This is a genomic window from Actinosynnema sp. NPDC050436 (assembly GCF_040655415.1).
In the GTDB taxonomy this organism is placed as follows: domain Bacteria; phylum Actinomycetota; class Actinomycetes; order Mycobacteriales; family Pseudonocardiaceae; genus Actinosynnema.
This window is the reverse complement of the sequence record NZ_JBFAJV010000001.1, coordinates 647,512-661,042: the sequence shown is the minus strand read 5'-3', so window position 1 is coordinate 661,042 and position 13,531 is coordinate 647,512. Positions and strand designations below refer to the sequence as shown.

Genomic DNA, 13,531 nt, shown 5'->3' with positions numbered 1-13,531 from the left:
CAACTGGTGAGTACGATGGCCGCATGGTGCAGCAGCGACTGACCGAACGCGAACTCCGCGCCTGGCGGACGTCCTTCCAGATGCTGGAGCTGTTGCGAACGCGCGTCGAGCAGCAGCTCCAGGCAGGCAGCGGTCTGTCCAGCGCCGACTACACCGTGCTCGCGTTGCTGTCCGAGGCGCCCGACGGCCGGATGCGTGCCTACGAGCTGGGACAGGCGGCCGGCTGGGAGAAGAGTCGCATGCACCACCAGCTCACCCGGATGGGCAAGCGAGGTCTGGTCACCAGGGAACAGTGCGGCTCCCGGGGCGTGGACGCCGTGATCACGGCGGAGGGCCTCGCCACGCTCAAGGCGGCCGTGCCCGGCCACGTCCAAGAGGTCCGGAAACTGTTCGTGGACCTCCTCACGGCGGAGGAGCTGGACCAGTTCGCTCGAATCGCCGGCACGATCCTGGATAATCTCCAGGCGAACCAGCCGGCCGGCTCGCCTTGATCAGGCGGCCCTTCGCTGGATTCGTGCCGCAGAGCAGTAGGTCGGGTGGCTGGGCCGGTTGGCCAGTTGACCTGACACCGCAGACGGGGGCTGATGTGGTCATGGCGCGCGTGGGAGCCGATGGGACCGATGCGCTTCAGCGCGCCCGTGAGGAGATGAAGGCCGTGCTGGCGGCGCGGCCTGCGGTGGGGGACCTCGACCGGGACTCGGTCCCGGCGTGGCTGTCCCGCCGATACCTCCGGCCGCTCCAGGTCGCCGCTGTGCTGTCGACCACGTCCGGGATCGGTGTTTTCTTGATCAACGACGGTCCGTGGTACCTGCACCTGGTGGGACTGGTGCAGGTGGTGCTGGGCCTGTCCATGTTGATCGTCACCTTGGTCGAGGCGTGGAACCGTCGCACCGACGCGGCCCGCTTCCGTCTGCTCGGTCCGGACGCCTGCGACGCGCTGGCCGACCGGCAGGCGCGCAGGAACGAGGACCGACCGCTGTCCACGGTGCTCCAGGCGCTGTTCGACCTCGTGCTGGTGGGCCTGCTGGGTGTGGTCGCGGTGGGGGCGTGGGACGACGGTGTGGTCGCCCAGGTGATCGCCGTGGCCGTGGTCGTCGGCACGCTGGCCCAGAAAGTGCTGTCGCGTGTGTGGTCGGACAGGATGCACTTGTGGCGGACGGACTTCCTGCGCGAAGAGGCCCTGCAACTCCCGCCCCTGCCCGAGGACTGGGAACCTCTGCTCACGTACCGCAACGAATAGCCGCAGGCACGGGGCTTCCGGAGCGAGCACACCCATTGTCTCCAATCCGCTGCGGAGTTTCGGTGTCGGTGTCCGAGGTTCGGAGAACCTTGCTCTCGGTGTCGGGGCGGAAGTTGTTGCGGTCGACACTGGAAGGCCATGACACCCTTCTCTACTTGCTGGTGTGGCCCCTTGTTGCCTGCGAGCTTTTCGAGGCTCGATAACCATCTCCAATGGATCGATTGGCCGGCTGATGATTGGCGGCGGTGGGCGGGCCGATCCGGCGGTGTGAAGACGACTGCCCGCCGGAGGCGCTGGGGGTGGCTACTTATCGTCTGGAATATCCAGTGTCTCGAGAAATGGCTGCGTGCGATGATGAATGGGCCGGAAGTCGGTTCTCGTGGTCGATACCGCTTGTGGCGTCAAGATATGGGAGTTGTCGCTTTCGCTAGCGTTGAGCTGGCGATAGAAGATTTGGTTGCGGGTCCGTCCCAGGTCCGATGGTCAGTCGAACGCGGTGATCGATCGTCCGCTCAACCGGAAAACGATCCGGTCGAGGTCGAAGCGGCATCGAGAGGTGTTCGAGAGGTCATCGATCGATTAGGGCGAAACAGGGCCGAGTTGGTCGGCGGGCTCGTGGTGGGCGTGACCAAGCTCGAAATCAATCTGGCCGATACGGAGCCGACGGCTGTACAGGCTGCCGCTGCCGCGGCTACGGCGGATCTGTTTGGTGTGCTTGATCGTGTTGAGGTGGTGTACGAAGCAGGATGGCGATGTCGGTGGCTCAGCGAATGATTTTAGCCAGTCGGCTCGATTGCAGCACATCCTTCGCTGCTTATCGCCACTTCCCCTGGCTGCACCGTCCCGGATGGGCGTCGACTAGCATAAATTACGCCTCCCGCTGAAGCGGGAAATTATGGTTGCACGTCGGATCGCCGCCCATATTCGTGCAATGCTGCCGCTGGCGGAGGAACCCGCATGGAGTCATTTCTTGTGACGGGCCGGTCGTCAATAACTCACAGGGACCGCGACCAGTCGCCGTCCGTTCAAGGTTCATTGCAGGTCTGTATCAGGTGCGCCGAGCACGCTGTGGTCAGTCGCTACCGACTCGCGGAAACGAAGGAGTGGACATGCGTACGCGTAGTGTGCTGGCCGGTATCGGAATCGTGGGGGCGTTGGCGATCGGTGGGTTCGCCGCACCGGCCCAAGCCGCATCGGAATCGGTGACGGCCCAGGTGCGGACAGGAACGGAGGTCGCTCCGTCCGCAGCCTGCACCGATTGGTTCGACAAGGCCGGTCACCGTGGTGCGGGGCGGTACCACGTGAAGTGCACGGGGTACTACGTCAAGGTGTGGGTGACCTGCAGTTCGGGTTCGCCCGTCAACGGCGCGAAGCGCAAGGACTACCAGAAGGCCGAGTGCCGCAACGGTGCCCGGATCACCAGCGGAGGCTTCAAGGCCACCCGTAGCTGATCGGAGGCGGCATGGCGGGCGGGAAGGAGGACGTCGGAGTGAGTGAGCACAATGACGCGCCGACTCCCGCCCGCCCTGCCAGTCCGAGTTCACTGCCTCGTCAGTGCTCCGCAGCGTCGGTCGCATCCGAGTGCCCGACCGGTTCCTGTCGTGGGTCGAGATCGTCGAGTTGCCGTTGGACACGTTCGGCGTCGGTGTCGCGGCCTTGCTCCCTGTACAACCTCAATGCCTCCTGCCAGGCAGCACGGGCCCGGTCGTGGTGGCCGACGGCGGTGTACGGGTCACCGAGACGGTCGAGGATGCCGGCGACCTCGAAGGTGTTGCCGTAGGCGCGAATCAGGGCGAGGGCCTGGTTGTAGTGGTGGATGGCCTGGTTGTGGAGACCGGTCTGGTGATCGATGTAGCCGAGGCTGTCCAGCGTGGCCGCCTCACCGTCGGAGTTGCGGTGGTGTCGGTGCAGGGCGAGAGCTGCCTGGCAGTGCTCGCGCGCGGTGTCGTAGTCGTTCAGGCGGGCGGCGAACCAGCCCACGCCGTTGAGCGCTCTGGCTTCCCTCTCCGTGTTGCCGACGATGCGGTAGAGAGCGAGAGCGTGTTCGGCGTGAGCCAGAGCCTGGCGGTCGTCGCCTCGCAATTCCCACGCGGTGGCGAGCGCTTGGTGGACGGCGGCTTGTTGGTCGCGGTCGTGGTGGTGCTCGGCCAGTGCGAGGGCGTGGTTCAGGTGTGCGGCGGCTTCTTCGTGCTGTTCCAGCAGGGCGTGGGCGAAGCCGGTATATCGGTGGGCATTGGCCGACATCACGGGGTCGGGCAGGTGCGCGGTGGCATCCAGCGCGGCCTGCCACACGGCCAGGTCATCGTGGAGATGTCCGCGTCGGTAGTGGTAGATGGTCAAGTTCCAGGCCAAGTGCCAGACCGTGCCGTGTCGGCGTTGGGTTGCTGCGGCGTGTTGGGCGGCGAGCAAGTGGGGATGTTCGACGTCGAACCACGCCAGTGCGGCCGGGTCGTCGGGAAGCGGATGGGTAGTGGTGCGGGGTGTCGGAGGATCCGGTGTGATTCGTGGGGCGTGGGGGTCCATGAGGTTGCGGGCGGCGTGCGCGGTGTGGAGGTAGAAGTCGACTACTCGTTCCAGCGCTGCCTGCCGTATCGGTTCGGCGAGGGTATGGGCGACGCCGGCGGCGTAGGCGCGGATCAGGTCGTGCATGGCGTACCGGCCGCCAGGAGTGCGGTCGAGCAAGGAGTCGTCGACCAGCGTGCGCAACGCGGCGAGGGCTTGGCGTTCCGGCAGGCCGGTGAGGGCGGCTGCGGCGGGCAGACCGGTGTCGGGTCCGGGGGCGACGCCCAGCAGGGCGAACGCAGCGCGCTGGTCGTCGTTGAGCCGGCGCAGGGACCAGGACAGGACCGCAGGCAGACTCGCGCCTGGGTCCCCGACGTCGTCGAGCGCATCCAGGCCGTACTCACGTAGTTCGGCGACGGTGTCCGCCAGGGGAAGGTGGGGCTCGGCGGCGGCGCGGGCAGCGACCACCCCCAGTGCCAACGGGAACCCGCCGCATAACTCCATGAGGTCGGTTGCCGCCCGTTCCTCTTCTGCCACGCGCTCCGCGCCCAGCCACGCCACCAGCAGTTGCCGGGACTCGGTGTCGGTCAGCACGTCCAGGTGCAGGGGGCGGGCACCGTGGCGGGCGACGAGTGCCGGTAGTCGGTTCCGGCTGGTGACCAGGACGGTGCAGGTAGCGGTGCCCGGCAGCAGTGGTACTACCTGGTCGGTAGTGGCGGCGTTGTCCAGCACGATCAGCATCCGACGCCCGGCGACCAGGCGCCGGTACAGGGCTGCCAGGGCGTCCGGGTCCGAGGGGAGACCGTCGGGAGCGGCACCCAGGGTGGTGAGGAAGGCGCGCAGCGCGTCGGAGGGGTCGACGGACCTCTCGGTGGGGCTGAAGCCGTGCAGGTCGACGAAGAGTTGCCCGTCGGGGAAGTGGTGCAGGTTGCGCTGGGCCCAGGTCAGGGCGAGCCAGGTCTTGCCGATGCCACCCGCTCCGCCCATCGCGGAGATCATCACCGTTGCGGCTGCCTCTGGAGAACTGGACGTCGGTCTCGGCGCGTCTGTCGGGTCGGTGTCTGGGACTGCGGTCAGGGCGCGGTCGAGTTGGGTCAGTTCCGCACGGCGGCCGGTGAACAGTCCCGGTGCGGCGGGGAGTTGGTGAGGTACCACCGCCGGCCGGTCCGTACCCGCTGTGGGGTTGGCCAGAGTGGGGTCGGTGGTGAGAATCCGTTGGTGGAGTCGCTGCAGGTCCGGCCCCGGGTCGGCACCGAGGTCGTCGGCGAGTCGGGTGCGCAGCTGGTGGTAGTGCTCCAGGGCATCGGCTTGGCGGCCCGCGCGGTACAGAGCGAGCAGGAACTGTCCGGCCAGTCGCTCGTCCAAGGGGTGGGCAGTGGTCAGCGTGACCAGATCTGCGAGCAGTTCACCGTGCCGGCCCAATCGTAGCCTCAGGTCGGTGTGGTCCAGTTCCGCAGCCAGCCGCTGCCGGTCCAGTTCGGCGCGGAGGTTGTCGACCCACGGGGTGCTCAGATCAGCGCACACCTCGCCACGCCACAACCCCAGTGCCTGCTCGAACAACGCCGCCGCGCGGACGTCGTCAGCGGCGGCCCTGGCGTCGGCGAGCAACCGCTGGAAGCGGTGCAGATCCACCGCGTCCTGGTCGACCACCAGTTCGTACCCGCCGGGGCGGCGCACGATGTCGATCTCGCAGGTGTCGTGCAGGACCCGGCGCAGGCGGGACAGGTAGCCGTAGAGCGAGTTCCGGCCACCATGCGGAACCCGGTCGCCCCAGACGTGGTGGAGGAGCTGGTCGGTCGACAGCCGCCGGTTGGCCTCGACCAGCAACGCCGCCAGCACCCATCGTTGCCGGGCATGTCCCAACTCGACCGGCAGACCGTCGACCTGCGCTTCTACCGGACCCAGAACGCGGAATTCCACCGCCATTGGAAATGATCCCCTTCCGGTCCGTGTTCTTGCCGCTGGTCTATCAAAGGCTTCGGGTGATCTCAGGTTCCTGTTGCACTTTCCTCCGAACAGCCGAGTGCTGTGCAGAAGCGGCGAGGACGATGGAGCAGGAAGCCACTTCGCGTGGTGCGCAGTGGGTCTCGATCTGGTGGACGCACCCGGCAGGCGCGATGATCGCAGTGGCGCGGCGTGGGCCGCGCCGCGCCTGGGTCAGAAGCTTCCAAGTTCTGATCGGCTTCTGGTAGGCATCGGCAGCGAAGGTGGCGACGGTGTTGTGACCAGCCCGTCGAGCAGGCGGACGTTGATGCCGCGGCGGTGTTTCTCCGCGCAGGTCTTGCAGGGCCGGCGGGGATGGCGACGTGGTGTCGAAGTTGACGACGCCGACCTGGTGGATCGCGGGCCGGCCACGTACCTGAGGTAGTCCCGATCGATTCCCGGATCGATGACCTCATTGGGATGAGTCACATAGTGGGCGCTTCGGGCGACAACAGCCTCATTCGATCGCCGGGTCGGACTCAAGCCCGTGAAGCAGCGCTGAGGCCGGGGGCGCTTGTCGCGTCCGGTTCGGCGTCGCGGAGCGCCGCGTTGTCCTGCGGTCCGGCCGGGTGGCGGGGGAAGCGGGTCCCGAGGTCACCAGGGTTGAGGCGAGGTGTCGTCCGGACTGCTCGTGGTTGACGTCCTGCGACACCGTGGTGCTGCGGCTGCACGCCCGGCTGACGGACGCGCTGCTCGACGTGATGACGCAGGGCGTGGCCGACGGGACGTTCTCGGTGTCCGACCCGACGCTCGCCACCATCGCCATCGGCGGGATGGACGTGCAGGTCGCCCACTGGTTCAACCCCGACCAGCCCTATCCCGCCGAGGTGGTCGCCGACCAGTACGCGCGGTTCGCGCTGCGCATCGTCGGCCTCGACCGCTGATCCCTCCACCCGGAAGGCAGCACCATGCGCACAGTCAAGACCCGTCAAGGCGTCCTGCGCGGCACGACCACCCGTGGCGGCGTCGAGGTGTTCAAGGCATCCCGTACGCCGCGCCGCCCTTCGGCCCGAACCGGTTCCGGCCGCCGCAACCGCCGCAGCCGTGGCAGGGTGTGCGCGCCGCAGTCGCCTTCGGCCCGTCCGTGCCGAAGGCGAGCTACGCGCCTCCCTTCGACGTGCTGATCCCCGACGCGGAGGTCCCCGGCACCGACTGCCTGAACCTCAACGTGTGGACGCCCGACCCGGCGGCGCGGCTGCCGGTCGCGGTGTGGGTGCACGGCGGCGCGTTCACCAGCGCTTCGGGCGCGGTGCCGCTCTACGACGGCAGTGCGTTCGCCCGCGACGGCGTGGTCTGCGTGACGCCGAACTACCGGCTGGGCCCTGACGGCTTCCTGCACCTGGGCGACGGCGACCTCGCCAACCTCGGCCTGCTCGACCAGCTCGCCGCCCTCACCTGGGTGCGGGAGAACATCGTCGCGTTCGGCGGCGACCCGGACCTGGTCACGGTGTTCGGCGAGTCGGTCGGCGCGATGAGCATCGGCGCGCTGCTCGCCGCCCCGCGCGCGAACGGCCTGTTCCGCCGGGCGGCGTTGCAGAGCGGCGCGGCGCACCACGTCGTCGGCGCGGACACGGCGGCGCGGATGGGCCACAAGCTGGCCGGGCTGCTCGGCGTGCCCGCCACCCGTGAGGCGCTGGGCGCCGTGCCGGTCGACCGGCTCACCGCCGCCGCGCAGGAGCTGCGCGCGGCGGTCACGCCCGATCCGGAGGGGTGGGGCGAGGTCGCCTTCACCACGCTGCCGTTCGAACCGGTGGTGGACGGCGACCTGCTGCCGGTGTGGCCGATCGAGGCAATCGCGGCAGGAGCGGGCGCGGACGTCGACGTCCTGGTGGGCACGAACCGCGACGAGTTCCGGTTCTTCCTCGTCCCGACCAAGGTGCTGGATGTGGTCGACGAACCGTTCGCGCGGGCCGCCGCGTCCCGTTATGGCCTCGACCCGGACCGGGCCTTCGCCGCGTACCGCGCGGAAACCCCGGACGGCACGCCCGGTGACGTCCTGGCCGACCTGTCCACGGACTGGTTCTACCGGCTGCCTGCGATCCGGCTGGCCGAGGCCCGCACCGCAGGACCGGGCCGCACGCACGTCTACGAGTTCGCGTGGCGGCCACCCGCTTTCGACGGCCGGCTGGGCGCGTGCCACATCGTGGAGGTCCCGTTCGTCTTCGACAACCTCGACGATCCGGCGCTCACGCCGCTGCTGGGCGACGAGCGCCCACAGGAAATCGCGGACACCATGCACGCGGCCTGGGTATCGTTCGCTACCACCGGCGACCCCGGCTGGCCCGAGTACGACACCACACGCCGCGCCACGATGACTTTCGACATCGAGTCGGCCGTCGTGGACGACCCCCGGCCTCGTTCCCGCGCGCTCTGGGGCGGCAAGCGCTGAAACCGGGCCGGTCGGGCACCGATGTCGAGGGGCCGTGACAACCCTCGGCCGCCTGCGACTCACGCACTCGTCCTCGTTGCCGCACTTGACGGCTCAGCATCTTCGCCGCGTCACCCTCCCGGCCGAGCTCGGTCCGCTGTGCAGCACGAACCGCGCCTCGACATGATCACCGATGAACGAGGGTTGCTGTCAGGCGCTCCGATGCCAGACCAGACGTCGGTCTTCCACCTCAGGCACGCACGGGGTGGTGCGAATGCCGTAGGGCTTGACCCGCTCGCCATAGGCACGTAGCGCAGGAAATTTCGTGTGTAGTGCGTTGGCGACATCATCGAGCATGTCGGTCACGTTCTCCCAGTACGGGGCAGGCCGACTGCCGTCGTCCCGGCTCCAAACCTGGATGCAGCCCTGCAACCGGCCGGTTCGCAGGTCCATGAAAAGGTGATCTCCGGTGCCCGTTGCCGCGATCGGCACGAAAGCCGTCCGGAACACACCGGATCGGCTGCCGGCGTCAGTTCGGTCCGACCGTCCGGCAGGCCGGATCCGTCGCACAGCCGCCACCACTCGACCAAATCGTCAGGTAGCGGTGCCGGGACGTCGGCCTCCAGGGCCAGGAGGTCGTGTTCACGCGCGGGCGGGGCGAGTCTGTCGAAGGTCTCCGGTGCGTGGACTCGTAGCCACGAGGTGATCAGATTCCACGAATCCGCCGAGGATGCGGTCATGGCACCAAGATGCACCATGATCCGCAGAGCGGTGCGGTGGTGTGGACCGCGTCCGCACGGGACCGAGGGTCTGTTGTGCGTGGCGGTGATGACGCGCATGAGGTACCCGTCGCATTCGTGACTTGGTCGGGCAGCGGCCTGGCGATCCCGCGCGGCACGTCGTCACCGCTTTCCTGCTGTTCTCGCCGCTTCCCGCCGTCGAAATTCTCGGGTCGCTCTGTGCGGTGCAAAAGTGCCGTGTGCGCAGGTTCCCAGGAGGGGAACGAGTCGGGGCCAGGTTGTGTGCAGGGACCCGGCTGCGACCGTCTGGGTGCACGGACGCGCTGCACCGATCGTGTGAAGACGCTGTGCTCGTGCGCATCGGCGTGACCCGGGTCGGTATCAATGCCTGGGCCGAAGGGCGGAGAACGAGGGGCGACGTGCTGCAATTCCAGTTGCTGGGGGAGGTCGCCGTCGTGGTGGACGGCTGCGTGGTGGATGCCGGGCACGAGAAGCAGCGGTGTGTGCTCGCCGCGTTGGCGGTGGACGTCGACCGGGTGGTGTCGGTGGACCGGTTGACCGAGCGGGTCTGGGGTGACGATCCGCCGTTGCGGGCACGGGGGACGCTGGTGGGCTACCTGTCCCGGCTGCGTCGGGTGTTGGCGACAGTCGGGACCCCGGACATCGTGCGACGGTCCGGCGGGTACTCGCTGAAGGCTGAGCCGTCGGCGGTCGATCTCCACCGGTTCCGCGCGTTGTGCGCCCATGCCCGCTCCGGTGTCGACCGGCACCGCGCGAAGTTCTTGAAACAGGCGTTGGAACTGTGGCGCGGGGACGCGCTGTCCGGGATCGGTGGTGGTTGGGCGCTCGCCGAACGCGGCCGGCTGCACCAGGAGCGACTGGACGCGGAGTGCGACCTCACCGACGCCCTGCTCCACCTCGGGCACGGCGAGGACTTGGTGACGAGCCTGTCCTCACGATCCGCCGTCTGGCCGATGGACGAGCGGGTCGCCGGCCACTACATGCTCGCCCTCTCGCGCGCTGGTCGCACCGCCGACGCGCTGGCCCACTACCGACAGGTCCGCGAGCGACTCGTGGCGGAACTGGGCATCGACCCCGGCCCCGGCCTCCGAGAGCTGCACCAGAGGATCCTGGCCACCGAACCGTCCTCGGCCCGACCCGGGACGGGCACCGGGAAGCGGTGGGTGGTGCCCCGCCAGTTGCCGGCGGCGCCAAGTCCGTTCACCGGTCGCGTTCGCGAGTTGGCCGAGCTGGACAGCGTCCTCGCCGCCGCGACGGGCGACGAGGCCGAGCCGGGTTCGCCGGTCGTGTTCCCGGCGATCGCGGGCGCAGGCGGCATCGGCAAGACCTGGCTCGCGCTGACGTGGGCGCACCGCAACGTGGACCGGTTCCCGGACGGGCAGCTCTTCGTGGACCTGCGCGGCTTCAGCCCGACCGGACGGCCGATGACCGCCGACGTGGTGGTGCGCAGTTTCCTGGAGGCGCTCGGGGTCGGGCCCGATCGCCTGCCCGTCGACCTGGCCGCCCGGACCGCCCTGTACCGCAGCCTGATCGCCGACCGGCGCATGTTGATCGTGCTGGACAACGTCGCCACGGCCGACCAGGCCGTGCCCCTGCTGCCCGGGAGCAGTTCCTGCGCCGTCCTGGTCACCAGCCGCAACCGGCTGCCCGCGCTGCTCACCCGCCACGGTGCCCGCCCGGTGCAGGTCGACGTGCTCACCGACTCCGAGGCGCGCACCCTGCTCGACGCCGCGTTCGAGGACGCCCGCGCCAACGCCGTCGTGGAGCGGGCGGTCACCGAGCTGATCGGGCTGTGCGGTGGCTTTCCCCTGGCGCTGGGCCTGATCGCCGCCCACCTCCGCACACAGCCCGGTCCCCTGGACGACATCGTGACCGACCTGCGTCGACTCGGCCTGGACGCCCTGGACTCCGACGATCCCGACGCCAGCCTCCCCGCAGTCCTGTCCTGGTCCCTGCGTCACCTGACCGAGCAGCAGCGCACCGCTTTCGCCCTGCTCGGGATCGCGCCCGGGCCCGATACCGATCTCCTCGCCGCCGCAAGCCTCACCGGGCTCCTCACGCGCGACACTCGGGCCGCACTGCGGGGGCTCGTCGACGCGTCCCTGGTCACGCAGACGTCCGACGGCCGGTTCGCCATGCACGACCTGGTCCGCGACTACGCCGCCACCACCGCCCGCGAACACCTCCCGGAGCCGACCCGGCAGGCGGCGCTGAACCGGGTCGTGGACTTCTACCTGCACACCGCACACACCGCCGAACGACTCCTGCACCCCCACCGCACGCCGATCCGGTTGGACCCGCCCGTCCCCGGCGTCGGCACCCAGCCGTTGCCCGACATCCCGGCAGCGCTGGCCTGGCTGGACGCCCACCACCCCCACCTGCTGGCCGCCCAGCACACCGCCATCACGCACCACCGCCACCAGACCGTGTGGCACCTGGCGTGGGCGCTGACCACGTATCACTGGCGACGGGGAAACCGCCACGACCAGCTGATCGTGTGGCAGGCCGCCGTCGACGCCGCCGAACGCCTGCCCGACCCCACCACCCGCACCCTCGCCTGCCGGGTCCTCGGCTACGCCCACGCCGAACTGGGACAGCACGAGCAGGCCGTCGATGCCCTGCGTCGAGCGCTCGTGCTGGCCGAACGCCACGACGACCCCGTCCAGCAGGCGCTCACCCACCACGCACTCGGCCGGGCGTGGGCACTCCGGGAGGACGACCGCCGGGCGCTGGAGCACGCCCGGCTGGCCCTGGACCTCTTCCGCGTGCTCGACCAGCCGGTGCAGGAAGCCCTCGCGCTCAACCAGGTGGGCTGGCTCGCCGCCTGCCTCGGCGACCACGGCGCGGCCCGCGAGCACTGCCTGGACGCCCTCGTCTTGTTCCGCCGCCACGAGAACCCCGACGGCGAGGCGGCCACCCTGGACAGCCTGGGCTTCATCGACCACCGGACCGGCCGGCACCCCGAGGCGATCCACCACTACGAGCAGGCCCTCACCCTGTTCCGAACCCTCGGCAACGCCACCGAGGCTGCCAACACGCTCGACAACCTGGGCCAACCCCTCGCCGCCCTGGGGCGGCACGTCCAAGCGCGCGCTGCCTGGGAGGAAGCCCTGGAGCTCTACCTGCGGTCGGGGCGCACCGCCGACGCCGAACGCGTCCGGCGGCGACTCGACGCACCCGACGGACCACCCGACAGCCGGCCGGTCCGCGAGCCGTGACCCGCTGCGCGAAAACCCGGAGCCGGCCCACGGATACGGGTGTAGCGTCGACGCCGCCACGATCAGTGCCCGTCGCCGTCGCACGGCGACAGTCGAGCACGTCTGGAGGCAAACGGGGAATGAGCACGTTTCACGGGGGATTCGCAGGTGCCGCGTCGACGGTCGCCATGACCGCAGCAGCACTGTTGACCGGCACGCCGGCGGCCGACGCCGTCGACTGCGGCGCGAGCCTGACTGGCTGGACCGGTCCCAAGAACGTCGCAATCTACAAGGGCAGCGCCGGCGAGGTCATCAACACCGTCACCTTCCTAGCCGGGAAGGTCACCAGCAAGCATCAGAGATCGGGTTCCGTCGACACCTACCAGGGCAGCTACACCGTGAGCAACGTGGTGCACGGGCCCAACAAACTCACCATCGACGTCGAGGACGCCGCGCACGGGGTCCGAGACCGGATCGATTTCCACGCACCTCGGTGCAACTCCGCCGGGCGCGTCACCCATGCCGAGATCAGCTTCGGGAAGGGTGACATCGAGGGCTCGATCAACCGCACGTCCTGACGCCGTCGCCCGCCCCGGCGAGCCCGTGAAGCCGAACTCGCCGGGGCTGACTCCTCGTCGGTGAACTTGTCGGGAGGGACCGCGCTGGAGGGGACCGTGATCAGTACCGTGTCGGCTGCGGCGGCTTGTCTCGTGTTCTGTGACGGCGAGTGGCACCGAAGTGGGCGGCCGGCTTGATCGGTGCTGGGGCATGATGTGATCGCGTCCGGACGAGTTGATCTGAAGGCGGGGTTCAGCCCTGTTCGGGCCTGCCGGAGTTGCGGCGCGAGGTCTTCGTGCGCGGTGAGTTCTCGCAGCGACGCCATAGTCATGCCGGCAAGCCTGTCGTCGAGGACCGGAATGCAGCCCAACTGCCCGACCTGGACTTGGGGCACAAACAGCCGCTCGAACGGCACCCCGGCGCTGCCGTTCGGTGGTGGCGAAGCAGGATCGGCGTCTCGCGCATCCTGCTCCCGTAGGTCTTGCTACCCGCTGCAACTGTGGTGAGGTCGTGATTGGTGCATGCGGTCAGACCTGGGACCAGCGGCCGGTGTCGCGGGTCCGAGTGCCGTCCAGGCGTTGGCGCAGGGCTGCGGCGTGGCGCGGTGAGTGCGCGGCGTGCCGCAGAGGTCCGCTGATTTGAACGAAGTCACGCAATTCCATCAGGAGTTCGAACGCGGGGGAGGTGGAGAGGTCGTAGCCGTAGCGCGCGGCGAAGCGGCCGGCCCAGGTGGGGCTGTCCCGGTAGCGGCGGGCGGCGTGCCAGGAAGGCACCAGGTCGATTTCGCGGGGACCGGCGGACACCGAGTCCCAGTCGCCCAGCAGCACCGCGTGCGGTGTCGGGCCCGCCAACAGGTTGCCGGCCCAGGCATCGCCGTGGATCAATCCCCGGCCCAGGCGTAGGTCGGCGCGTTCGAGTTCGG

11 protein-coding genes are annotated in these 13,531 nt (G+C 69.3%); 8 read left to right on the top strand and 3 right to left on the bottom strand.

The window, feature by feature from the left end; all coding sequences use genetic code 11:
• Nucleotides 1-23: 23 nt before the first annotated feature.
• The 4 genes from AB0I60_RS02765 (at nucleotide 24) to AB0I60_RS02750 (ending at nucleotide 2,691) form a co-directional block, all read left to right on the top strand.
• Nucleotides 24-491: a MarR family transcriptional regulator gene (locus tag AB0I60_RS02765; RefSeq protein ID WP_360725461.1), complete on the top strand. Its 468-nt coding sequence runs from the start codon at nucleotides 24-26 to the stop codon at nucleotides 489-491.
• Between the two features lie 23 nt (nucleotides 492-514).
• Nucleotides 515-1,240 carry a hypothetical protein gene (locus tag AB0I60_RS02760; RefSeq protein ID WP_360725459.1) on the top strand — a complete coding sequence of 242 codons (726 nt, stop codon included), beginning with the start codon at nucleotides 515-517 and terminating at the stop codon, nucleotides 1,238-1,240.
• A gap of 267 nt (nucleotides 1,241-1,507) precedes the next feature.
• Nucleotides 1,508-2,014: a hypothetical protein gene (locus AB0I60_RS02755; RefSeq protein WP_360725457.1), complete on the top strand. Its 507-nt coding sequence runs from the start codon at nucleotides 1,508-1,510 to the stop codon at nucleotides 2,012-2,014.
• Between the two features lie 335 nt (nucleotides 2,015-2,349).
• The gene (locus AB0I60_RS02750) at nucleotides 2,350-2,691 is read left to right on the top strand and encodes a hypothetical protein (protein ID WP_360725455.1); all 342 of its coding nucleotides are present in this window, start codon (nucleotides 2,350-2,352) and stop codon (nucleotides 2,689-2,691) included.
• Between the two features lie 100 nt (nucleotides 2,692-2,791).
• On the opposite strand, the gene AB0I60_RS02745 is transcribed toward AB0I60_RS02750, so the two are convergent.
• Nucleotides 2,792-5,668, bottom strand: a complete 2,877-nt coding sequence (locus tag AB0I60_RS02745) for a BTAD domain-containing putative transcriptional regulator (protein ID WP_360725453.1) — start codon at nucleotides 5,666-5,668, stop codon at nucleotides 2,792-2,794.
• Nucleotides 5,669-6,360: 692 nt separating this feature from the next.
• Here AB0I60_RS02745 and AB0I60_RS02740 point away from each other — a divergent pair.
• Together AB0I60_RS02740 and AB0I60_RS02735 are read left to right on the top strand one after the other, a co-directional pair.
• Nucleotides 6,361-6,609 carry a hypothetical protein gene (locus AB0I60_RS02740; RefSeq protein WP_360725750.1) on the top strand — a complete coding sequence of 83 codons (249 nt, stop codon included), beginning with the start codon at nucleotides 6,361-6,363 and terminating at the stop codon, nucleotides 6,607-6,609.
• Entirely contained in the window at nucleotides 6,519-8,114 is a 1,596-nt protein-coding gene (locus AB0I60_RS02735; protein WP_360725749.1) for a carboxylesterase family protein, read from the top strand. Before AB0I60_RS02740 ends, AB0I60_RS02735 begins: the two co-directional genes overlap by 91 nt.
• A 189-nt stretch (nucleotides 8,115-8,303) precedes the next feature.
• On the opposite strand, the gene AB0I60_RS02730 is transcribed toward AB0I60_RS02735, so the two are convergent.
• Nucleotides 8,304-8,546 carry a hypothetical protein gene (locus tag AB0I60_RS02730; protein WP_360725451.1) on the bottom strand — a complete coding sequence of 81 codons (243 nt, stop codon included), beginning with the start codon at nucleotides 8,544-8,546 and terminating at the stop codon, nucleotides 8,304-8,306.
• Nucleotides 8,547-9,252: 706 nt separating this feature from the next.
• On the opposite strand from AB0I60_RS02730, the gene AB0I60_RS02725 reads away from it, so the two are divergent.
• Complete coding sequence (locus AB0I60_RS02725; RefSeq protein WP_360725449.1) at nucleotides 9,253-12,072, top strand: BTAD domain-containing putative transcriptional regulator; 2,820 nt, start codon at nucleotides 9,253-9,255, stop codon at nucleotides 12,070-12,072.
• Between the two features lie 119 nt (nucleotides 12,073-12,191).
• The gene (locus AB0I60_RS02720; protein ID WP_360725447.1) at nucleotides 12,192-12,629 is read left to right on the top strand and encodes a hypothetical protein; all 438 of its coding nucleotides are present in this window, start codon (nucleotides 12,192-12,194) and stop codon (nucleotides 12,627-12,629) included.
• A 507-nt stretch (nucleotides 12,630-13,136) separates the two neighbouring features.
• On the opposite strand, the gene AB0I60_RS02715 is transcribed toward AB0I60_RS02720, so the two are convergent.
• On the bottom strand, nucleotides 13,137-13,505 hold the full coding sequence (locus AB0I60_RS02715; protein WP_360725748.1) for a phosphotransferase: 369 nt from the start codon (nucleotides 13,503-13,505) through the stop codon (nucleotides 13,137-13,139).
• Between the last annotated feature and the right edge of the window lie 26 nt (nucleotides 13,506-13,531).